We start from the raw sequence: 23,353 nt of genomic DNA, 5'->3' as shown, positions 1-23,353 counted from the left end.
ATCTTGTCAAAACATTTATATATTTAAAATTGAGTTCGACATAATTTTATTTACTATAATACTGTTTACAAAAACAAAAAGAAGGAGTCACCAAGTCAAATTTCGACTTATGCAACATCCCTCTTTCCAAACTATTTATAGCATATTTATTAATATTTCAGGTCTTCCCCAATTCATTTCTTCACAAACAAATCTAAGTTTTTCTTCATCCATTGTGTGTAATCCCTCTTCTAGTGAACATGAAATTGGAACTTCACAGTGAATTTGTGCTAATTGCAACGAAATATTTAAGTTCTCTAAATCACTTTCAATCTTCGTACGCTGCGCTTTTGTTAATGATTCTACATTTTCTAGTACAGCGGATACTGTTCCGTGCTCTTGAATAAGCTTATACGCTGTTTTTTCACCGATACCTTTTACACCTGGATAATTATCACTTGTATCTCCCATGAAAGCTTTTGCATGGACGATTTGCCACGGCTCTACACCTTTTTCTTCCATGATTTTCTCCGGTGTGTAATATTCGTAATTTCCAATTCCTTTACGCAGAAGCATAACTGTAACGTTCTTATCAACAAGTTGAAGTAAATCTGTATCACCAGTTAAAATATAAACTTCAGCTTCATTGCAATATTGTTTTGCAAGCGTACCGATACAATCATCGGCTTCGTAGCCTTTCATACCGATAACTGGAATGGATAATTTCGCAGTCATTTCTTGCACTAAATCAAATTGAGGAATTAATTCTTCTGGTGGCGCTGCACGATTTGCTTTATAATTCGAGAACGATTCTGTTCTAAATGTCGTACTTCCCATATCCCAGCATGTAACGATATGTGTTGGTTCGATCGCTTGCGTAGCTGTTAACAAGTGTTTCATATAACCATGAATCCCGTTCGTAGGGGTTCCATCTTGTCGTTTCATAAATTGTCCGTAGACACTTGTTGCGTAAAAAGCACGAAATAATAGTGCCATACCATCAACTAATAATACTTTTTTCATAATTCCTCTCCTATTAAAAAAATAATAACCTCACGTTATCACGTAAGGTTATATAAATAGATTACCATTCTACGTTTTTGCTCAACTTTGTCTATTATACATGGTTTTTGTATATTTAGCACCATTAACACATTAAGACATCCTACTACAACAAGTATGCAATATGCCTGAATACGTATTTTTCCCAGTAGAAACAACGACAGCCTTTGCATTTCCACTAACAATATGCGAACCTTTAAAACATACATTTTCAAGCTCAAGTGGATTATAATCTTTCATCCGTTTTAATGGAATAAATCGTTTACGTTCAAGGTGATAGCAGCTTTCAAACTTCTCTATACTCGCTTCGTTTCCCGTTAACACAGACTCATTCACTAATAAATCATCTGCATAAATAATACGTACATCAGCTGGCACAGCATCTCCAGCCGAAAGAAAAATCATATCTCCAGGTACAAGTTCTTGCACTGGTATCTCCATCATTTTCAGTTCACTATTTAGCCCTGTACTACTAGAACATTCTACTCTAGATACAGTAATCGTTTCACGTTGTAATTCATCACACACACGTTGTTTTGAAAAACCTGGAATCATGCCACCAAGCTTCATCATTACTTCTGCAAGAATTGCTCTTTTTGAAGTTAGTTCGTTTCGGCCATATACTTGAATACGTTTTTGCGCCTCTTTCATTGATAGTCCGTCTCTTGTTGTTTTAAAATATGCAAATACAGATTTTACATCTCTTGTTGCAATTTCAATTAATAAATCTTTATTTTTTTGGAGCATTGTTTGTTCTTTTATTGATTTTTTATTTAGTTTATATGACGTGTTACCCACAGTTTTGTTTGCATATAACATATTATCGTCTCCTCCTTTACAACATAGGAAGAAACGCTTTGTTTCTCAATTTATCCACTTTGCTGTGAAAGTGTCTAGCGCTTTATAAACGCTACATTGTGATAAATATAGAGGGAGGAACAAATCGTTTCCTGCCTACATCATATATTTTTGATTTGAAGTATATGGGTAACGGAACCGAGTCAGAATTTGACATGCTCCTCACCTCCTCGTTTAATTTTATATTTTATACTATGATATTACTCATAGCTTGGTAACAAAAAAGACCCCTACCCTTAAGAGAGTAGTGGCCATTACATACACAAATAAACGATTTCTAATATAATTAGAAATCTACGGACCTCTCCCTCGCCGAGTTTTAGCACTGTATAGCATAGGTACATTACCAGCTACGTTAAGAAAAACCTTAATTCGATCATTCCTGTTGACCCATTGGCGTCTCTCGACATTTTTGGGCAGTAGCATTTCTCTATACAGGAGCCTCACCTAACAGAGACTTATTTTCATTACATTGAAAATGTTACTCTTATTTAAATTAGATGTCAACAGTAGCCTACAATTTTTTCAAAAGGTATGGCAAACTAACGTATATAAAGTGAAACTTTAATCAGTGGGGGTTTTGTTCATCCCCCACTGATTATTAGCCCTCACCAATCGGGCTGCCCGGCAAATAGCGGGATAAAATAAAAAACTTTACGTTTAAACGTAAAGTTTTTAATAAGTTATACAACCAGCGATTACAATCCCAATTGAAAGCGATAAAAACATAAGAAAAAGACCGACTGCTTGATTATCTTCTTCGAGACTTTTGTTTATATTAAAGCGTGGTGTAAGCCACTCAGCTAAATAAAAGACGATAATTTGAGCCAAAATCCCAACTGCTCCCCACGAAATCATATCAAGAAGTGAAATTGAATTAGCTGCTGTCGAATATAAAACAATAGCTAACCCAAGTAATCGTCCTCCAAGCACATAGCTTACCGCCTTATTCCCTTGAGCCATTAACTTAAATTCCTTAACTTTCGTTGTCACTTCCATCAAGAACAGACCAATACATAAAAGTCCGAGTGTTACTGCTAGATATAATAAAAAATTAATCATTTTTTCCCCCTCCTTTTTATACCTACCGGTAAATAGTACGATTCATTTCCTGTAATCTTTTCTCCCGCGCGAATACCGATACTACTCGCTTTTCCAGCAATTAAAAACGAACCAAACACATACGACAGTTTCTCCATCCCTTTTTCTGTTTCCAAGGATACGACTGGAAGTTCTATATACTTTTGAAATATCGGCAGTGACGCTTTATACGTTTGGTGTGCATTTTGAAGCATAATATTTTCGTCTTTATCGCGAATCGTAATTGTATCTCCTTCTCTCCCAAATGAAGGTTTTTGAACGAAAGAACCTTTTCCTAAAAATAAATCTGGTTCTAAATATGTAGGTAACATATATTCTTTAATCCACTGTTGTTCCTCATTTGTATAAAAGGCCTCTTCTTCTGCTAACCCCCAAATAAGACACTGAATTGATTTTGGCTGAAGTAAAAATGCTGACAAAGGATTTATTATAAAAAGCTTTCCGGCTTTTACAAGTTGTAACAGTTCCACACCTACCAAATCTCCTGTTTCAGGATCTTGATCCTCAATTAAATCTTCTATCGGATATGTTTGGCGATATAAAACATCAATCTTCGCCCCATCTTTATCGACTAGAGCATCTTTCGTAATTCTAAGTTCTGACATTGGCACTACTTTATTTTCAACATGGCATAACTGACTCAAATACTTAGTCGTATTCCAATCCTCAATATGTTCATGATGTGCTGTAAAAACAACATTTGGATTGTCTAATCCCTTTGTCGCTTCCATTACGGCTTTCGTAACACCAGAAGATAGTAATCGTTCTTGATCCGAGTTTGGATCATCATATCCTAGGTTTTCACAAACTTTTCCATTCATTTGAAAGCATTCCATAATAAAAGTTGGTGTATCACTATTAAACTCAAGCATTTTAATTTGGTTATCGTCCGTTATAACGAAATCAAATCGTGAAATAACAGATTCAGGATATAATTCTTTCATTCTAATGAATGATAAGCTCGCAGGAGGAAAACCAAGCTCAAGAAGCTGTTCGTCACTTAAATTACGTAAAAGTCTAGCAGTCTTAAAAAATATTTTCCCCATTCGTTCAGTAGCTAATTGCAATTGTTCCAAAGTCTGATTTGTTATAGAAAAAACATGAAACAAACTATACTCACATTCATATAAATCCGACCAAAAATTCGGATATTTCAAATAAAACTCTTTTCGATTTCTTATGTATTGCGACATATTTTAGCCCCCAAATCCTCCCTTTGAACCGCTTCCAATTCCACCTTTAAATTCAGCAGACGATTGATACGATTTAAACGCCGATGAATTTTTAAAGGTGGACTTATTTTGATAGTATCGCCCACCATAGAAATAATGCCCACGATAACCTGAACTACTATCATCACACTGCCATACCCCAAGTTCATCATCCCAATCCCAATCAGAACAACTATTATCATTCGGTTTTGGGGGAAGATCTTGTGCGCAGCCAAATAAAGTGCCAGTCATTAAAGATGTTACGACACCACCTACTAGCCATTTCGTTTTTGTCACCTTCGCACTCCCCTTTTTAAATTATATTTCTATTATATAAGACGGCATGATAAAGTAGAAGAAAAAGGAAGAAGAGGGATTAAATGCGCTTAGAATATCGACTTAATGATGAAACAAAAGGGTATCCTGCTTTATGGAACTACGCAAATATTTCTAATTCTGAAATTATCGCACGCATGACTTGTGAATATTTTATTAAAGAGAAAAATACTTATGTTGTTACTGCAACTTCGGTTGATCCAGACGGAACAGTAGTTATTTATATTCAAAAAGAAGTTTTCGCAAATGACCCTTCAGACCCTACATACTCCTACATCGGTTTTGAAATTAGAGAACTAAGTGAAACGAGTTCAAACATAGTAGATAGTCAAGATGTATGGAACTACGAAGAAATTTTACCATCTCTTCATTCAGATATTATATATATTCAGCGAGACGGCATGTCTATGGAATTCTCCTTGGATTCAAGAGAGATTGATGAAGACAGAAAGTGCTACATTTATTACGGAAACTTCACAGGTGAATCAAGATAATATTGATATATCTATGCAACAAAAAAACCTTACGTATAAAACGTAAGGTTTTTATATAGCCCCACATATGCCGTTCTCTCTAGATGTCCATAAACCTGCTCTCACAGGTGGATGCTCTCACAAATGTTTGTAACTTCCTTCTTAAAAAGATGGCATGTTAGCTACATTTAAATATTGAACTTCCATATTAAACTTATTGGTTTAAGACATGCATAAGCTACGTACACCGTAGGAATTTTATATAAGGTTAGTTGAAATAAGACCCCCGCACGTGCCGCTCCTCGTAAATGTCCAAAAACCCGCTACTCGCAGGTGGATGCCCTCACAGTTACCGTACATCTTCCTCCACAAGGAAGGCTTGATGATGGTCGCTAAATATTGAGCTTCCGTATAACTAACATCGGTTTTAGACATAAATAAGTTACGCACACCGCAGGATGTATTATTTACTTGTCGTTATATTATCACATTGTTTCTAATGTGTAAAATACAAAGTTTTTCGAGCAATCTCTTGCTTGTGACCTTATTTTAATACAAATTATTTTTGCATGCAAGTGATTAATCTTCTTCTTTTGCAATTTGATTTTCTGGATAAGAAATCCAATCACTCCAGCTACCTGCATACAATTTAACATTTTGGAATCCAGCCAATTTTAATGCAACGATATTTGGACATGCCGTAACACCAGAACCACAATATACAATGGTTTCCTTATCTTTCGACAGGTTTTGGAATCGTTCTTGTTGCTCAGCTTCATTCTGAAATTGTCCTGATTGCAACATTCCATCCTTCCAAAAATAATTTACTGCTGTCGGAATATGTCCTGCTTTATGATCGACAAGTTCCTCTACACCAGCATAACGTTTTGGCTCTCTTGAATCAATTAACGTAACATCTGCACCTGCCTGGATATTCTCTCTTACTGTTTCCATCGATACAAGCATATGATCTTGTATGTTTGTTTTGAATGTTTTTCGTATAACAACAGGAATTTCCGTTGTTGTCGGTAGTCCATTCTCTTTCCAAACCGGGAAACCACCATCTAATATATATACTTTCTCATGTCCTACATAGTTACATAACCACCATAAACGAGCAGCATTTGCACCAGCTTGACTGTCGTACGCAATTACTGTCGTATGTTCATCAATACCAACCTCCGAAAGCTTGTCCGCAAACTCTTCAATGCTTGGCAACGGATGGCGGCCACCATGTTCTGCTATAGGACTTGATAAATCTAAATTCAAATCAAAATATAACGCATGAGGAATATGTTCTTCTTTATACTTTTCTCTACCCCAATTAGGCTTCGCTAAATCAAAACGACAATCGATTACACGGACGTTCTCATCTTCTATATGCTCACGTAACCATTCGACTGTAACTATCATCTTTAACGACCTTCTTTCTCTTGTAAACGACTTACATACTCCATAACCATTTCTTCTGTAACATATTTACGCTGCAAGGTAACACCATTTTTTGCAAGATCATTAATTTGCTTTGTTACAACATTAATGACATCCACCGAAAATTCTTTCCCATTTGACGCAAGAGATACGGCTGCTTCAATAGCTGCTTCACGCTGCGCATCTAATTGTAAACATGCTTTTACACTTTCATTTTGTTTACGAGAATGTGCTGTAATTGCTTTATGTACTTCCATCTTCTCTTCCCCCTAAATAAGTTATACGTTCTAATTCAATTCCATTGCAAGCCGAATCATATCACGACATACAATCCCATTTTCAATAATCTCTTCTTCATAATGCTTTGAAAAGTAATCAAAATCAATAGAAAAAATACGAAATCCACATTTTTGATATAAAGCAAGTTGTGAAACACTAGAATTACCTGTACCAATTTCAATTTTGGACATACCATATTCCTTAGCTGTTTCTACAGCATGCTTTAATAGCTTCTTTCCAATACCTTTTCCTTGCATATGTTCTACAACCGCAATATTCATGATTTCCATCGTCTTCGGCCTTGTTTCCAAAAGAACATACACACCGATGACGCTGTCCCCTTGCTTTGCTACGTATGTTAACCCTCTTTGTACATATGTAGCTATTTGCCGTTCACTTGGATCAGCAAGTAGCAATAAAGACTTCGGTATAGCCTCTTTTAAAATACGTTCTATTACAAAAGACATAAAAAATCCCCCCATCTCTATTGTTCTAAACCCTCCTTGTCTACCATAAATAATAGAAAGGAGGGATTCACCATGGACAACAATGAGAAAAAATGCAACGTCATCTCTATTGATGGAAAGAAGAAGAAAAGCGACACGTATTCCTACCCAAAATTAGTAGTAGAAAACAAAACATATGAATTTTCTTCATTCGTCTTATGCGGTGAAACACCAGATGGCAGACGACTCGTTCTTACTCATATGATTTCTACCGATGAATTTGCTGGATTTGTCAAATCTTTAGATACTGTACTGCAAAAGAAAATTGAACGAATCTTTTTCTCATAACGACTATATAACATAAATTTCTTTTTCAATCTCTACTAACTGCTTTTGCAATTGTTCTTTACTTTGTTCATATAGAGATACATCGATCGTTTCAGCCAATGCAAACAATATACTTTCATAATAGTTCATCACATCTTGTTGCATCACTTTTTGGAATAAGTTCCACTTCATATCCCATTCTTGCTTATAATGATGAACAAATAAATCTTTTTCATCGGCTACATAGTTTGATACGAGCGGTTCTAATACAGATTTAGCGTCTTCTTGCATAAAAGCTTTGTCATTCTTTTCAAAAAAGCTTTTCTCATTTTTAAAATGTGCCAGTGCTTTTTTGAAATCTTTTATTTCAACTGAAGGGAACGGTTCTTTATGTGTAATATCTTTATATTCATACTCCACTGTTCCATTCATAGAAATTGATTGATTTTCTACTTTACAGTTCACTACAATTTCGTCCTTTGCACGCTTCATCGCTTCGTCTATCCATTTTTCAAGACGTAATGATGTCGCACGCATTTCTTGTAATAAATCATGCTGAATAAATGCTACCAATTCCATAACACACTGTTGCAATTGTGTTTTCACATTTCCATCCGTTCGAAGTGACGCCGGATTAATAAATTCAGTAAACACATCGTTATAGCGTAGGAATAGACGCTGTTGCACGTAATAAAGCAACTCTTTCACTTCATTTTGCATCGCCTGTTCTTCAGCAAGTACACTATATGATGAAATGATATGAAGTAGTTGACCGCGCTCTGCTTCATATTTTTTCGTTTGCTTCTCTTTCTCTTCATTCCCCTGCTTTGCACCATTTATCATGTTTACTAAAAGCTGATCTGCCCCTTGCAACGCACCGTATAGAGCATGCACAGAAACAAGCATTAAATCTCTCATCATAAAGGACGTAAATGATTCCTCAAACTTAGTAATTCCAGAGTTTTGTAAAATACCATACTTCTCTTTTTCAACATTCTTTCCTTGTTTCTCTTCAAGCGCACATAAACTTGAAATTGCAAATAAACGCGGATTTCTAATACCGTATTGCAGTAGCTGATCTGCGATATAACCTTTTACCATTTCAAGTTCTTCTTCAGACTCTGCTAAATCCGCCGCATTAATTAAGAAGAACATTTTATCAAGGGCAAAAGTATCCTTTACACGACCAAGCTGAATTAAAAATTCACGATCAGCACGAGAGAATACATGGTTATAATATGTTACAAATAAAATAGCATCTGCGTTTTTAATATACTGGAATGCAACATCCGTATGGCGAGCATTAATAGAATCCGCCCCAGGTGTGTCTACAAGCGCTACTCCCTGCCTTGTTAAAGCACAATCATAATAAAGCTCCATATACTCAACGAAGCATGATTTTTCTTCATTCGCTACATAATCAGAGAACTCTTCTAATGTGACTTGTACTTGTTCTCCTAAATAAGTAGAAACTGCATCATACCCTTTTTGTACCGCTCGTAAGAAGCTAAATGTTGTTTTTTGCTTCCCAGTCGGTGAAGGATATTTCATAACTTTATCAATTTGTGCTAACGCCTCATCTAACGTAGTAATCTCATAATGAAACAGCTTATAAACAGCTTTCATATCTTCTAATAGAGCTTGCTTTGATTTGAATTGAACCATTACTGTTCCGTGTGGTTTTTCCTCTGTAACCGGCAAAATTTGATTAATCGTTGCCGTCGTCGGATTTGGTGATACAGGAAGTACCTTCTCACCAAGTAAGGCATTGGCAAATGATGATTTCCCAGCACTAAAAGCTCCGAATAACGCTACTGTAAATTGTTTCGTTTCCACACGACGCCTTTTTTCTATCACCTCTTGCTGTACATGTTTCAGCGCTGGCAATGGCTCTAATATCATTTCAGCTTTCTTCACTTTCTCTAATATACGCTGAATATTTAAAGCTGCCGTTCCTTTTATCTCTTCTTCATGAGCCGCTACGTTATCATTTACCATTTCCTGCTCTTGTAGTGTGAATTTCTCACTAACAATTTGTTTTTCACGTTGCAATATCTCCTCTATTTGCAATCCTTCTGGTGTAGCAACACGCTCGTGCCAAACATTTTGTAAATAACTTTCATATGTCTCTAAATTGTTACTGTATTGTAATTCCGTCTCTTTTGCCGTTTGCAACATCGTATATTTTTCAATCTCTTCTTCCATACGAGCAACTGCTTCCTTCACTTTTTGCTTTAAAACGACTGCACTTTTATCAAAAATTTGCTGTGCTTTTGTAAAATAACGTTTCTTCAGTTCATTCGCTACATCCGCTGTATAAAGAAGTAAGTAATCACCTGTGAAACCTGCACCTTGTTTAATGACTTCAGCTAACATTTCTGGTCCAAAAGCAATTTCTAAAGCATATATGTCTTTCCCAATTTCCTCCGTGAACAATCCCTCTTCTTTTAAGAAGGCTACAATAAATTCTTTCACATGAAAATCAAGTTGCGTTTCAACAGTCTTTTGAAGGGCAGAATAAAACGCCTCTACACGTCTTTGTTTTTCTTGCTCCGTCTTTCCTTTCGCAAATAGCAAACCAACTTTAAACTTTGTTAATTTCGTTTCTAAATATGCATTTGCCAATTCTCTCATTTCAAATGGCATTAAATACGCGTTATCTAATATAGCTTGTAAACCTTTTATAAATTCGTTTCTCACATGAGATTCTTTACTAGCCTCGCGATGTTTAGTTTCCGTTAGCTCTTCTTTCTTTTCAACTATTTCTGAAATCGAAAGCGGTGATGCTAACTCTTCCTCATATGTCAAAAGAGCTTTTTCATTTTCAGAAACAATAAACGAGAAATGTTCTCCCATTAAATGTTCTGTTTCTCGCTCCATTCCCTCTCTTACATACTGCTCTTTTTCTTTCATAATAGAAGTAATTAATGTTTCTAAACTTCCAATTTCATTATGTGGATGGTTCATCATTCGTAATGACGTATAATAAACTCCATCTACTTCAATATCCCAGTTAGAGAACGATTGTTTCACACTATCTTTATAATCCTCAAATGATAATTCATTTTCTTTATGTTTATCTATTTGATTTATAACGAGATAAACCGTTTTATTACGTTGTTTCAATTCTTTAACAAATTGCAAATTCACTTCCGATTGGACGTGATTATAATCCATCATATAAAAAATTACGTCTGCTAGATGTAGCGTTGATTCTGTCGCTAGTTGATGGGCATCATCTGTTGAGTCAATCCCTGGTGTATCAACTAACATAACACCCTCAGGAATTGGTGCATCATTCCGATAAATATGAACACCAATTACCTCATCGCCATCTTTACAAATTTGCTTTAATTCTTCTGCTGAATATGCACCGTCATATTCGTACTGTTCTCCAGATTTAATCGTAACAACAACACGATCAAATCCCTTTTCAATTTTAACGACGTTAGCGCTTGTCGGAATTGGACTTGTTGGTAACAACTGCGCTTTATATAGATGATTCATCATCGTTGATTTCCCTGCTGAGAAGTGACCGCAGAACGCTATCATAAGCTGCTCTCGTTTATATTTTTGAATTACTTCAAACAACTTTAAGCTATTCTCTGCATCGCCGTGTTTTTGCCACTCTTCATAAAAACAAACAAGTTTTTTCATACCGTTTGTCTGTACTATGTTTGTCATCCCCTTGTTCCCCTTTATCCAAGATGTATATACTTTTCCCCGCTAATTGCGAGCTCATAACCAGTGAGAGTTACACCTACCCATTGATTACAGTTTCACTTTACTATCATACTAAATTTTCAGCATATTCTCATTAAAAATAAAAAATCCCTTTCATTCTTTTTACAAATGAAAGGGATTTTATGTCATATCACTCATTTTGCTGTTCCTACTCCATTTAAAACATACTTTGCAATAACTGCATATACAGCAACTGTACCTGCTACTAATGCATATACCATACTCATGCACCAACCTTTTTTTGATAATGATTATCACTTTTGAATACATTTTATCATTAAAGAGAATCATTATCAACACTTTCCATAAAGAAAGCTCCTTATAAGAAGGAGCTTTACTGCCTGTTTTGAAAAAGGTTAAAACTTGTTGTGCACTCTTATTATATCTCATCCTACATAACTTAACAGTTTAAAAAAATGGAAATATCCCCTATCCCCTCCATCTTACATTTTGTATAATAAAAGGGAATTACTTAACAAGGAGGAAAATAATGACACAAAACATTTCACAAGGCGAGAGGATACATTCCATCGATATTATTAGAGGAATAGCTGTACTAGGTATTTTTCTTGTAAATTGGCCTGTTGTCGCCGGGGTTGACTCACGTGATCTTTCAGGAGTTTATGAGGGGCTAGATAGCTATATCCGTCTATTTTACGATATGTTTATACAAACAAAGTTTTATACTATCTTTTCGTTTTTATTTGGCCTAGGATTTTATATTTTTATGACTCGTGCTGAAGCGAAAGCAGATCGTCCAAAAACTTTATTTGTTCGTCGCTTACTTATTTTATTATTATTTGGTTTCTTACATTACGTTCTTCTATGGGACGGAGACATTTTACATACGTATGCAATCGCTGGATTTTTCTTATTTTTATTTTATAAGAGAGAACCTCGTACCATTTTAATATGGGCAATCGTTTTATTAAGTATTTTTCAGTTTCTTATGCTAATTGCTAGTATTGGTATTGCCTTCATGCCAAAGGAGGAGCTTGGGTTATCCTTACCAATCATGCCACTTGAAGACTGGGTGTCACAAATACAAAATCGTTTCCATGCATTTTATGCTGATGGAATTAGACTAAACGTATTCATGCTACCAGAAACAGTTGGGCTATTTTTACTTGGTTTATATGCCGGTAAAAAGGATATTTTCCGCCGTACGAAAGAGTTAGATCCAAAGCTTAAAAAATGGCAAATTATTATGTTCATTTTAACATTGCCAATGTGGTTCTTCATGGTCCGTTATTTCTTATCAAAACCATCTTATGAACCAATTTATATGCAGGCCTTTACAATTTTTAGCGGCAAAACATTATTCATATTCTACATTTTCACGCTCATGCGTTTATTACAAAAAGAACAATGGCAAACATTATTACGTCCATTCCAATACGTTGGACGAATGGCATTAACAAATTACATCTCGCATACAATTGTTACATTACTTGTATTCGGGCTATTGTTTAAAAATGATTATCTTGCTCCACTATGGGTTGGACCACTATTCTGCATTAGTTTCTACACGTTACAAATCTTTATTAGCCGCTGGTGGCTTTCACATTACCAATACGGGCCACTTGAGTACATTTGGCGTCTTGGTACTTACAGAAAAATGATGCCCCTTAAAAAGAAAAGCAAGGTCTCATAACGAGACCTTGCTTTTTACGCTTCTCTTACTGCACTTTGCATAGACACCGGCTCTTCTTTTACTTTCTCTTTACGCTGCGGCACCATATTAAATACGATATTTAAAAGTACTGCTGACGCACTTCCCAGCACAATTCCGTTATCTGTTAAAATACGAATACTTTCTGGAAGTTGTGAGAATAATGTAGGAACGACTGTAACACCAAGCCCGATTCCGACAGAACATGCAACGATTAATAAGTTTTCTTGTTTACCAAAATCAACGCTACTTAACATTTTAATACCATATGCCATAACCATACCAAACATTGCTAACATCGCCCCGCCAAGTACTGATTTTGGAATGATTGTTGTAATAGCTGCGATTTTAGGAATGAATCCAAGAACGATTAACATACCACCGCAAGTATAAATAATAACGCGATTTCTCACTCCAGTTAATTGAACAAGTCCTACATTTTGAGAGTAAGTTGTATATGGAAATGCGTTGAAAATACCACCTAACACCATCGCTAGCCCTTCTGCGCGATAGCCTTTTGTTAATTCTTTTTCACCGATTTTTTTATTGCAAATATCAGATAATGCAAAGTATACACCCGTTGCTTCTACAATCCCTACGCACGCAACGAGAATCATCGTAATAATTGGTGTTAATTCAAATGTTGGTGTACCGAAGTAAAATGGTTGAATACCATGGAACCAATCAGCCTCTCCAACCGCTTGCAAGCTTACTTTCCCCATAAACGCTGCAACGATTGTACCGAACAATAGACCTAGTAAAATAGAGATTGAACGAATAAATCCATCAAAGAAACGATACATAATGATGATAAATAGTAACACACCAAATGCTAATGCTAAATTTTCAAGACTACCGAAATCCTTACTTCCTACTCCTCCAGCCATATCATTAATTGCTGCTGGAACAAGTGTAACTCCAATTACAGTAACAACAGATCCTGTTACAACAGGTGGGAAAAGCTTTACAAGTTTCCCGAATAACTTTGCAAAAATAACAACGAACAATCCAGCAGCAATAATTGCTCCATAAATGGAAGACACACCGTATTGTTTTCCAATCGCAATCATTGGTCCAACGGCTGTAAATGTACAACCAAGTACAACGGGAAGTCCAATACCGAAAAAGCGATTTGATAATGCTTGTAAAATTGTCGCAACGCCACACATTAATAAATCAATTGAGACTAAATATGTTAACTCTTTTTGATTTAAACCAAGTCCACCGCCCACAATAAGCGGAACGATAATTGCTCCAGCATACATCGCAAGCATATGCTGCATACCAAGCGATGCAATTTTAAATGGATGCTGCTTCATCGTTTATTTCACCTCCGCAGTTTCTTGCTGTACAAATGTAACTGTGCCGTTATCAAGTGATGCAATTTCTGCTAGTGATTCAACACGAACGCCTTGTTCACGAAGCTTCTTTCCTCCATCTTGAAATGCTTTTTCAATAACAATTCCAATTCCTGCAATACTTGCTCCTGCTTGCTCTACCAAACTCATTAAACCTAAAGCAGCCTGACCGTTTGCTAAAAAGTCATCGATGATTAGCACGCGATCATTTTCATCGATATGATTTCGAGATAATGAAATTTCATTTGTTTCTTGTTTTGTAAATGAATATACGTTTGCAACGTACATATTATCTTGTAACGTTAACGATTTACGTTTTCTTGCAAAGATTACTTTTACACCAAGCTCTAATGCAGCCATAACAGCTGGTGCAATGCCTGAAGATTCAATCGTCACGATTTTTGTAATGTTCTCTTCTTTAAAACGTTTAGCAAATTCTTTTCCGATTTCTTGCATAAGTACTGGATCAATTTGGTGATTTAAAAATGCATCCACCTTTAATACATCACCAGATAAAACCTTTCCTTCATTCAAAATCTTTTCTTGTAATACTTTCATGTTTGTTCCCCCTCTTATGCAATAAAAAAACTCCAAAAGCCGCCACCACTCGTTACAAGTGAGAGACGCGCTTTTGGAGTTTCGCAAAAAAAGAATGCTAAACAAGCAATTATATTCGTCCTCACTCATAGTCAAAGTATTTACGGTACTTCGGTAGAAACTTGCAGGCCATATCCCCGCGATTATATGAGTGTAGCTAACTATTTATTTTATAGAAGGATTATAACGCACTTTTTATACTTTGAAAAGCATTTATCGAAAAAACACGTACGAATTTTTAAAAACTACTATTTTCGTTCGAGTTTTGTAAACTCTTTCATTCCCAATTACAACTTCGTTAAAATGACTGGTCCATCTTTTGTAATCGCAATTGTATGCTCGTATTGAGCTGATAATTTCCTGTCCATCGTTCTTGCAGTCCATCCATTTAAATCTACTTTCGAGTATCGCATACCTACATTGACAATCGGCTCAATCGTAATCACCATTCCTTCTTGTAACTGAGGCCCTTGTCCTTGCTTCCCAAAATGAAAAATTGCTGGTTCTTCATGAATCTCTTTACCAATTCCATGTCCCGTAAAGTCTCTTGCGACAGAAAAACCTTCATTTGTTACATAACTTTCAATTGCATAGCCAATGTCTCCTACATGATTACCGATTACTGCCTGATCAATCCCTTTATATAAAGCTTTTTCAGCTACTAACAATAACCTTTCTGCTTCATCAGAAACATTTCCGACTATATACGTCCAAGCAGAATCTGAAAGACCACCATTTAAGTTTACTACCATGTCAACGGTTACAATATCTCCTTCATTTAAAGGAACATCGGCCGGAAACCCATGACACATTTCATCGTTTACAGATGCACATATCGCATATGGATACCCATTGTAATCTTTCTGTTCAGATGTGGCACCATGCTTTTTTAAATACATTTCAACAAACGTATTAATTTCTTGTGTCGTTATACCTGGCTTTATCATTTTCGCAATTTCTTTATGACATGAAGCAAGTAATTTTCCAGATTCATGCATCAAATCTATTTCATTTTTCGTTTTAATTGTAATCATACTACCTCTACCTTTCCTTACTAAACCTGCTATTTGCTACTAAACTTCTATCATACACATCCTTTACCAAAATTTCAAAACCCTCTATTACATACAACAAGTACAAAAATATGTATCATATATTTCTAAATCAAAATAAAAAACAGAAGACCCCTCTGTTTTTTAATCATGTTTACATATGTAGTTCATTTTCAAAAACTCAAAACAACTACCATTTGTTTTCTGTATAAACGTTCCAACCGCCTCAAATCCTGCTCTTTTATACACTTTGATTGCTCTCTCATTAAATGTCGCTACTGATAGTGTTATATAATTGCATCCGTATTTTTCTTCACTAAAAGCTAGTCCAGCATTTACGAACTGTAAACCAAATCCATTGCCAGTTATATCAGGTCTCATTCCAAGTCCTATATCAACCGTTCCATCATTCATTTTGCAAACAGTAAAAAAACCAATGAGAATGCCATTTTGCTTCACAGAAAATGTATGATTCCCTCTACTCTCACCATGTAAAAATTCCTCTAAATCTTCTTCATCTGCCTCTATATCATAAAAAGAATATTTCCCTTCATAATGCCAGTTATACGCAATTTCCTCCGCTTCTTCTTGCTTCATTACTGTATATGTATAACCCATTCTCCCATCCCCTTTAACAAAAAGAGCTGCAATTAAGCAGCTCTTTTTTTTACAACTCATAAATCTCTTTATATTTCGCTTCTAAATAATCGGCTAAGTAGTTTGCATTTAAGCCTTCACCTGTTACATCTTTTAAAATTTCAAGTGGCTTTTTCGTTTTACCATATTGGTGAATATGTTCTGTTAACCATTCACGAATCGGTGTTACGTTTCCTTCTTCTAATAATGCATCAAAGTTCGGAATATCTTTTAACATTCTTTGCTTAAATTGCGCTGCATACATGTAACCAAGCGCATAAGATGGGAAGTATCCAAATGAGCCACCTGCCCAGTGAACATCTTGCAATACACCTTGCGCATCATTTTCCGGACGAATTCCTAAATATGCTTCCATCTTATCATTCCAAGCTGCTGGTAAGTCCTTCACTTGTAATGTACCATCAAATAATTCTTTCTCTAATTCATAACGCACCATAACATGAAGCGGGTATGTAAGCTCATCTGCTTCTATACGAATGAATGACGGCTTCGATTCGTTAATTGCATCATAAAACTCATCGACTGAAATATCATCAAATTGACCATCGCTATACTCTTTTAATAAATCATAATTTTTCTTCCAGAATGATTTATTACGGCCGATAAAGTTCTCAAAGAATAATGATTGTGATTCGTGAATACCCATAGATGTACCACTGCAAAGTGGTGTACCTTCAAATTGTTCTGCAATGTTTTGTTCATATACTGCATGACCACATTCATGAATTGTTCCAAATACAGCCATACGGAAATCTTTTTCATCATAGCGTGTCGTAATACGAACATCCCCTCTATTTAATGTAATTTCGAAAGGATGTACTGTTTCATCAAGACGACCTGCTTCAAAGTCATAATTCAATTGCTTTAATAGTTCTAATGTAAAGTTCTTTTGTTTTTCTTTTGAAAACTGTTCCGATAAAGCACTTGTTTTTAATCCTTTTTTAGACTCAGAGATTTCTTTTACAAGCGGCACGATGCGCTCACGAAGTTGACCAAATACGTGATCTAAAACTTCTACTGTAATACCTGGCTCATACATGTCTAATAATGTATTGTATTTATATGTTTCATAACCCCAATATGTAATAAATTTCTTTTTAAATTCAACAATTTTTTCTAAGTACGGGCGGAACATTTCGAAATCAGATTTTTCGCGAGCTTCTTCCCACACACTCTCTGCTTTCGCTTCTAATTTCACATAAGCCTCATATTCAGCTTGTGGAATTTTTTTATTTCTATCATATTCTTTCCGACACTCTTCAACCATTTTCTTTGTCGTTTCAGAAAGTTTATCTTCACGTATTAAAGCTTCAAGTTCTGTTAAATAGTTTCCCATCTCATCTGAAGTCGACATAGCAAACACTTCTGACGAAAGCATACCAATTACTTCTGAACGCTGATCTACACCTTTTTTTGGTGCACCTGTTCTTAAATCCCAAAACATTAAACTTAATGCTTCTCCGTAATTCTGTATCTTCTTCACGTATGTTAAAAATTGTTTTTCTACCTCATATGTAGCAACTGTCATCGTATAAAAGCCTCCTTTTTCTACCTCAAACTTAATTCGACACGGAAACATAAATTCCTTTTATAATAAAAAAAAGCTTGGCAAGCGCCAAGCTTTCTCCTTATAATTCTTTACCTTCTACTGGCAGTACATTTTTCACAGCTGCAACTACTTTCTCATCTTCTGAATCAGATAAGAAGATTGATATAGCACCTTTATCTTCACTTGTACGAATTAAACGCCCAATCCCTTGACGAAGTCGTAAAATCATATATGGTACATCTACATCCCAGAATGGATCATTTACGTGCTTACGTTTCGCTTCAAACACAGGATCGTTTGGAGGGAATGGTAATGACCAAATAATAACGTGTGATAATGATGAACCAGGAATATCTAAACCTTCCCATAAATGAACCGCACAAAGTACAGTCTCTTCTTCATTTTGGAAACGAGAAACGAGCTGGCTAATTTCCTGATCTCCCTCATATAAGAACGGAACCGACATTTGCTCTTTACTTACATACTCTTTGAACGCTGCAAGCTCTTGCGTTGTACGGAATAATACAAGCGTACGTCCATTTGTTTTTTGTATATTTTCAAGTGTATATTGACACTTTCTTTCCCATTCATTTTCTTTCGTATGCGATAGTAAGTTTACTGCCATTTGCTCTTCGTAATCAAACGGTGAAGCAACTGAGAATGATAAGTAATCTTTTACCCCTAGGCTATTAGCTGTAAACGCGAATGAATCATTGTTCGATAATGTCGCAGAAGAGAAAATATACGGTATTTTCTTCGAGAACACTTTCTCTTGTAATACTTCTTCAACTGCACGCGGCATAATCACTAACGTGAAGGCACCATCACCTTCTTCACCCCAAGTAATTACATTTTTCTCGTGCATGAACAGACGAAGTGAATGTTCTAATACATCTAAATGCTCATCAACAATATTTAAATCATACGTGTTTACTGTATGCATTTCACTTTCGAATACTAATGCATCTCCAACTTCACCGATTTTTGCATAAAGTCGTTTCGCTTCAGCTGTTACTTTTTCTGTCACAGTAATTTCTAAACGATCAGAACCGGCAATTTCTTTTTTGTTTTCTTGTAACACATCAAAGAATCGCTCTGTTTGCCAAATTGTTTCTTCTACTAAATGTGCAAACTCCTCACGAATATCGTTTTGTAGCAATCTCGTTAAAAGTTGCTCCATCATCGTTTGCTTTAAACGGTACGTTAAAGCTTTTTGAGCTGCATACTCTACAAGATGCCCTTCATCGAATACAACGCAGCTACTTTCAGGTAATAACGGAATTTGTCCTTCACGTTTACGAGCATCGTACGTCCAAATATGATCCATATAGAAATCTTGAGAACAAATAATTAAATCTGCTGCTTTACGATAATGTTCACGAGAAAGAGTTTGACCACAGCGATGACGTGAATCGCAAGTAAAGCAATCCTGGAAGTAATCCCAGTTTACTCTTGACCATTCTTCGTCATTTAAAAGTGGAAATTCTTTTCGATCACCATAGTGAGTAAAGTTTTGCATCGTACCATGATCGAATACGAATTGTGGTAATTCATAATATAGGTCTTCAATTACTTCTGGAGCTCGTCCACTCATAACATCTTCTAATTTTCGTAAACATAAATAATTATCCATTGATTTCGCAAGTCTTACATCAACTGATAAACCTAATGCTTCAGATAATTTAGCAATGTCCCCTTCTTCTTTTACAAGCTGCTCAATTAACGTTTCATCTGCACAAGCGATAATTGCTGGTTTTCCAGTATAACGCGCGTAGCAAATTGCATATAGAAGATATACAATTGTTTTCCCTGTTCCTACACCCGCTTCTGCGAACATAACTTTCTTTTCTTGGAAAGCGCGTTCTAACTGAAACGCCATAAAAATTTGTTCATCACGCTCTTCAAAGCCTTTTTCCGGAAGGATGTCGTAAAACACATCTCCAATCCACTCATTCAACTTATCATAAAAATTATCTTGTTTTCCTACTTCAAATGGTAATCTCTTCTCAGTAAACATCCTTAGCCTCCAACCAAAAAGTTTTTCTATAAAAAGATATAGCAACTGCTACACATATGTGTGCAACCTCTTTCCCCTGTTGCAATACATCGAAATTCACGAAAAAAAATTTTCCTTTCGAAAAAGGAAAATTTTCTTCTATATTAATGACTTTAAATACCGTTTATCAATCGCCGTTTCATGTGAAAGAGCTGACAAATATTCTTCTTGTGCTTTTTGTATTTCATCTACAATTACACCTTGACTATCCACTTCTTTTCCGAGCTCATCATACGTACGGTGAATAGCTTTTTGAATCATTGATAATTGGAAACTATCCATATCACTTCCTCCTTTACGCATTACATAATAGCCAGTATATGCGCGCTGGAGGAGTTTTATACTATGAATTACGCGGTGGACGTTTTCCGAAGTATTGGTAGTAATCTGTACGGATAAATCCATTAAACAGTTTACGCTTCTTCGACGCATCTTTTCCGTAACACTTCTCAAATGCTTCGTAGCTTGTTAATACATACGCTGACCATGTATCTAATGGGCGGAATACTTGTCCCATTTCTTTATACAGTTGTTCAACGAGTGCTTTTTCACTTAAACGTTCTCCGTATGGAGGATTCGTTACAACGTAGCCATAATCCTCTTTTGTTGTGAAATCTTTTACTTGCATTTGTTTAAATGTAATTAAATCGCCTAAGCCTACTTCGTCTGCGTTATCTTGAGCAACTCGAATCATACGATGATCAATATCTGATCCAATGATTTGTAATCGTTGATCATAGTTCGCTAAATCTTCAGCTTCTTGACGAGCTTCACGCCAGTTTTGTTTACCTACCCAGCCCCACTCATCTGATGCGAAACCACGGTTAAATCCTGGTGCAATGTTTTGTCCAATTAATGCTGCTTCAATTGGAATTGTACCTGATCCACAGAATGGATCAACAAATGGACGATCTGGCTTCCAGTTTGTTAATTTAATTAAAGACGCAGCTAATGTTTCTTTTAACGGAGCTTCCCCTTGATCCATACGGTATCCACGTTTATGAAGTCCAACACCACTCGCATCAATTGTTAATGTTGCAATATCCTTAAGCATTGCAATCTCGATACGGAATAACGGACCATCTTCTTCAAACCAAGTTGTACGTTTATATGTTGTTTTTAATTTTTCAACGACAGCCTTTTTAACAATACGTTGGCAATCCGAAACACTGAATAATTCAGATTTTAAAGATTTACCGATAACAGGGAATTCGCCATTCTCTGGAATATAATCTCCCCAGTTTAATGCTTTCGTTTTTTCAAATAGCTCATCAAATGTTGTTGCTTTAAATTCGCCAACTTTAATTTTTACACGGTCTGCAGTACGTAACCATAAATTCGTGCGACAAATCGCCTTTTCATCTGCTTCAAATGTTACTTTGCTGTTTTCTACTTGACATTCATAACCAAGATCGCGAACTTCTCGGGCAACTAACGCTTCAATACCCATTGCCGCTGTTGCAATTAAAGTAACTTTTCCCATTTGTATTCACCTCTTATGTATATTCAAACAATAATTAATAGCAATTGGTTCTACTAATCATTACATTTTACGAAGAATTTTCTCATTAATCATTTTAACTCATACTTTATAACTTCATACAAATAAAAAGCCCTCCTCTAACAAAGGAGAGCTGAGTTATTTCATAGTTGGTTCATAACGTTCTGTAAGCCATGTTCTGTTCCTTTGTACTACAAACGGCCCACGCCTCGTACTCCGGTGGCAATCATCTATCTACAGGTTATAAAACCTGTCCTTTCCCGTCGTTCATTTCCTTGGAAAAGATTCCCCTACCATTATTTGGGTTTCTCGCTCGTGGGGTTTACCTCGTTCCACTCCTATCATTTCTTCAAGGACTTCGTCACTGTGGCACTTTAAAGGTAGTCAAACCATATCCGAAAGGACTTAGGTTTTTTCCCTGCCGTTAAACCAGCCTTACAGCCAGAATACCCTAGCTTATGAATTGGCTAGGCACGAACACTACAGCCATCTCAGGCCGTGCGAGCATGGACTTTCCTCTACAACGTTGGCGTTGCAGCGATTACCCAAACGTTATGACATCCATTAGTATAGTGGAAACAAAAAGATTTTGCAACGTTTTTTTCTATGTAAAATGCTTAAACCTTTTCCCACCTTACATCATTCGTATAACTTACTTCCAAATACAGCTTTTTCTAAGTTAGATAAGCGTTTTAAAATATCCGTATTCGTGTTGTTATAAACCGGTTGTGCAACTGGTGTTTGTACAGGTTGTTGTGGAACTTGCGTTACTGCTAGTTTTTGTTCCTCTAATTCACGCTTTAAACGAGCATTTTGTTGCTTTAATTGCTCAAACTCTTTGTGGAAAGCTTCATAATCTTTAATGATCATATCAAGAAACTTGTCTACTTCTTCTTGCTGATAACCTCTCATACCTGTTTTAAATTCTTTTTCTAAAATATCTTTCGCTGTTAATTTAATTTTATCCGAAATCATTTTCTTCACCTCAAATTTTTACCAAAACTTTCATTAACTAAATTTTTTCAGAAACAATGCTTTTTGTCAATCATATATACGAGTACTATATTACATATTACTCTGCATTATTCCACTGTTCCTCTTCTATTATATCTTGTAAATCAGAAAAAAGAATGAAATAACTGTGATAATTTTCTATTTCCCCTTTTTTCTTTGCTGCTTCTACAATATATTTGGGGCTTCCTGGTTTTTCTTCATCGTATACCGCTAAAAGCGCATCACTTTTTTCAATAAAAAATTGATTTTTTAATTTAAATTGCTCTGGACTTTCATACTTCCTTTTCGTGATACTATCAACATGGTCTGCTTGGGAGAGAATAAATTCGTAATATTCACGATTATCTTCTTTCCAACTTTCTTCTTGTTCTAAAAACGGAGTGAATACCGCTAATTTTAAATCTGGATATTCTATTTGAATTTCAAAAACAACTTCAGCAGCCCATAATTCTACACCTAACTGACCGCTTATTATAACCCACTCTAAACCATCTTCTACAAAAGTGGTTAATTTACGGTGTAATGCCTTCTTTATACACTCCACCCCTGGATGATCATTTTTAAATATTCCAAGTTCAAATGGCTTATATCCTGTTACTGCAATAACTTTCATATCAACACTCCAATTACAAAAAAAGAACTAGCATTTC

At 35.7% G+C, this 23,353-nt stretch carries 22 protein-coding genes, 3 other RNA genes and 2 riboswitches; of the genes, 3 read left to right on the top strand and 22 right to left on the bottom strand.

All coding sequences use genetic code 11. The annotated features are described in order from the left end of the window. Positions 1–135 precede the first annotated feature (135 nt). The 5 genes from AC241_RS08315 to AC241_RS08295 all read right to left on the bottom strand — a co-directional run bounded on the left by AC241_RS08315 (position 136) and on the right by AC241_RS08295 (position 4,508). On the bottom strand, positions 136–1,002 hold the full coding sequence (locus tag AC241_RS08315) for a 5'-3' exonuclease (protein ID WP_000757072.1): 867 nt from the start codon (positions 1,000–1,002) through the stop codon (positions 136–138). A 132-nt stretch (positions 1,003–1,134) separates the two neighbouring features. Further along, the gene (locus AC241_RS08310) at positions 1,135–1,860 is read right to left on the bottom strand and encodes a P-type ATPase actuator domain-containing protein (RefSeq protein WP_029441876.1); all 726 of its coding nucleotides are present in this window, start codon (positions 1,858–1,860) and stop codon (positions 1,135–1,137) included. 335 nt (positions 1,861–2,195) lie between these two features. Further along, a riboswitch (M-box (ykoK) riboswitch) is annotated at positions 2,196–2,361 on the bottom strand. Between the two features lie 213 nt (positions 2,362–2,574). Then, positions 2,575–2,961, bottom strand: a complete 387-nt coding sequence (locus AC241_RS08305; protein ID WP_000606857.1) for a DUF350 domain-containing protein — start codon at positions 2,959–2,961, stop codon at positions 2,575–2,577. Next, positions 2,958–4,193: a glutathionylspermidine synthase family protein gene (locus tag AC241_RS08300; RefSeq protein ID WP_043935520.1), complete on the bottom strand. Its 1,236-nt coding sequence runs from the start codon at positions 4,191–4,193 to the stop codon at positions 2,958–2,960. Before AC241_RS08300 ends, AC241_RS08305 begins: the two co-directional genes overlap by 4 nt. A 3-nt stretch (positions 4,194–4,196) precedes the next feature. Further along, positions 4,197–4,508: a hypothetical protein gene (locus AC241_RS08295; RefSeq protein ID WP_000169030.1), complete on the bottom strand. Its 312-nt coding sequence runs from the start codon at positions 4,506–4,508 to the stop codon at positions 4,197–4,199. Between the two features lie 83 nt (positions 4,509–4,591). Here AC241_RS08295 and AC241_RS08290 point away from each other — a divergent pair, with 83 nt between their 5' ends. Beyond that, complete coding sequence (locus tag AC241_RS08290) at positions 4,592–5,041, top strand: hypothetical protein (RefSeq protein ID WP_025688552.1); 450 nt, start codon at positions 4,592–4,594, stop codon at positions 5,039–5,041. A gap of 54 nt (positions 5,042–5,095) precedes the next feature. Here the strand turns inward: AC241_RS08290 and ssrS (AC241_RS32745) are convergent. The 5 genes from ssrS (AC241_RS32745) to AC241_RS08275 form a co-directional block, all read right to left on the bottom strand. Then, positions 5,096–5,279: non-coding RNA, 6S RNA (ssrS, locus tag AC241_RS32745), on the bottom strand. A gap of 21 nt (positions 5,280–5,300) precedes the next feature. After that, a non-coding RNA gene (gene ssrS, locus AC241_RS32740) (6S RNA) lies at positions 5,301–5,483 on the bottom strand. 116 nt (positions 5,484–5,599) lie between these two features. Further along, positions 5,600–6,433 (bottom strand): sulfurtransferase, encoded by an 834-nt coding sequence (locus tag AC241_RS08285; RefSeq protein WP_029441874.1) that lies wholly within the window; start codon positions 6,431–6,433, stop codon positions 5,600–5,602. 2 nt (positions 6,434–6,435) lie between these two features. Continuing rightward, entirely contained in the window at positions 6,436–6,708 is a 273-nt protein-coding gene (locus AC241_RS08280; RefSeq protein ID WP_000451820.1) for a YpbS family protein, read from the bottom strand. Between the two features lie 30 nt (positions 6,709–6,738). Continuing rightward, complete coding sequence (locus AC241_RS08275; RefSeq protein WP_016082228.1) at positions 6,739–7,197, bottom strand: GNAT family N-acetyltransferase; 459 nt, start codon at positions 7,195–7,197, stop codon at positions 6,739–6,741. 72 nt (positions 7,198–7,269) lie between these two features. Between AC241_RS08275 and AC241_RS08270 the strand changes: the two genes are divergently transcribed. After that, positions 7,270–7,524 carry a DUF3931 domain-containing protein gene (locus tag AC241_RS08270; protein ID WP_000369740.1) on the top strand — a complete coding sequence of 85 codons (255 nt, stop codon included), beginning with the start codon at positions 7,270–7,272 and terminating at the stop codon, positions 7,522–7,524. A gap of 3 nt (positions 7,525–7,527) precedes the next feature. Here the strand turns inward: AC241_RS08270 and AC241_RS08265 are convergent, their stop codons facing one another. Then, positions 7,528–11,187, bottom strand: a complete 3,660-nt coding sequence (locus AC241_RS08265; RefSeq protein WP_050843114.1) for a dynamin family protein — start codon at positions 11,185–11,187, stop codon at positions 7,528–7,530. A 550-nt stretch (positions 11,188–11,737) separates the two neighbouring features. On the opposite strand from AC241_RS08265, the gene AC241_RS08260 reads away from it, so the two are divergent. Further along, positions 11,738–12,901, top strand: a complete 1,164-nt coding sequence (locus AC241_RS08260; protein WP_050843112.1) for a DUF418 domain-containing protein — start codon at positions 11,738–11,740, stop codon at positions 12,899–12,901. 14 nt (positions 12,902–12,915) lie between these two features. On the opposite strand, the gene pbuX is transcribed toward AC241_RS08260, so the two are convergent. The 11 genes from pbuX to AC241_RS08210 all read right to left on the bottom strand — a co-directional run bounded on the left by pbuX (position 12,916) and on the right by AC241_RS08210 (position 23,316). Beyond that, positions 12,916–14,238, bottom strand: coding sequence for a xanthine permease PbuX (gene pbuX, locus AC241_RS08255; protein WP_048565233.1), 1,323 nt, complete (start codon positions 14,236–14,238; stop codon positions 12,916–12,918). Positions 14,239–14,241: 3 nt separating this feature from the next. Further along, entirely contained in the window at positions 14,242–14,835 is a 594-nt protein-coding gene (locus tag AC241_RS08250) for a xanthine phosphoribosyltransferase (RefSeq protein WP_000866483.1), read from the bottom strand. Positions 14,836–14,943: 108 nt separating this feature from the next. Continuing rightward, positions 14,944–15,045: riboswitch (purine riboswitch) on the bottom strand. A 116-nt stretch (positions 15,046–15,161) separates the two neighbouring features. After that, positions 15,162–15,908: a type I methionyl aminopeptidase gene (locus AC241_RS08245; RefSeq protein WP_016082232.1), complete on the bottom strand. Its 747-nt coding sequence runs from the start codon at positions 15,906–15,908 to the stop codon at positions 15,162–15,164. A gap of 162 nt (positions 15,909–16,070) precedes the next feature. Continuing rightward, entirely contained in the window at positions 16,071–16,544 is a 474-nt protein-coding gene (locus tag AC241_RS08240; protein ID WP_050843110.1) for a GNAT family N-acetyltransferase, read from the bottom strand. 49 nt (positions 16,545–16,593) lie between these two features. Then, entirely contained in the window at positions 16,594–18,111 is a 1,518-nt protein-coding gene (gene ypwA, locus AC241_RS08235) for a carboxypeptidase (protein WP_050843107.1), read from the bottom strand. A 100-nt stretch (positions 18,112–18,211) separates the two neighbouring features. Further along, positions 18,212–20,149, bottom strand: a complete 1,938-nt coding sequence (locus AC241_RS08230; protein WP_016082235.1) for an ATP-dependent DNA helicase — start codon at positions 20,147–20,149, stop codon at positions 18,212–18,214. Between the two features lie 138 nt (positions 20,150–20,287). Beyond that, positions 20,288–20,470, bottom strand: coding sequence for a DUF3921 domain-containing protein (locus tag AC241_RS08225; RefSeq protein ID WP_000376898.1), 183 nt, complete (start codon positions 20,468–20,470; stop codon positions 20,288–20,290). Between the two features lie 61 nt (positions 20,471–20,531). Continuing rightward, entirely contained in the window at positions 20,532–21,671 is a 1,140-nt protein-coding gene (locus AC241_RS08220; RefSeq protein ID WP_016082236.1) for a THUMP domain-containing class I SAM-dependent RNA methyltransferase, read from the bottom strand. Between the two features lie 180 nt (positions 21,672–21,851). Then, an RNA gene (rnpB, locus tag AC241_RS32730) (RNase P RNA component class B) lies at positions 21,852–22,242 on the bottom strand. Positions 22,243–22,328: 86 nt separating this feature from the next. Next, positions 22,329–22,664, bottom strand: a complete 336-nt coding sequence (gene gpsB, locus AC241_RS08215; protein ID WP_000622431.1) for a cell division regulator GpsB — start codon at positions 22,662–22,664, stop codon at positions 22,329–22,331. A 97-nt stretch (positions 22,665–22,761) separates the two neighbouring features. Beyond that, on the bottom strand, positions 22,762–23,316 hold the full coding sequence (locus AC241_RS08210; protein WP_016082238.1) for an SLOG family protein: 555 nt from the start codon (positions 23,314–23,316) through the stop codon (positions 22,762–22,764). Positions 23,317–23,353: the final 37 nt, after the last annotated feature.

It is taken from the genome of Bacillus thuringiensis (assembly GCF_001182785.1).
Lineage (GTDB): Bacteria > Bacillota > Bacilli > Bacillales > Bacillaceae_G > Bacillus_A > Bacillus_A thuringiensis_S.
Note: the sequence above shows the minus strand (reverse complement) of the source record. Positions and strands in the feature narration are given on the sequence as shown.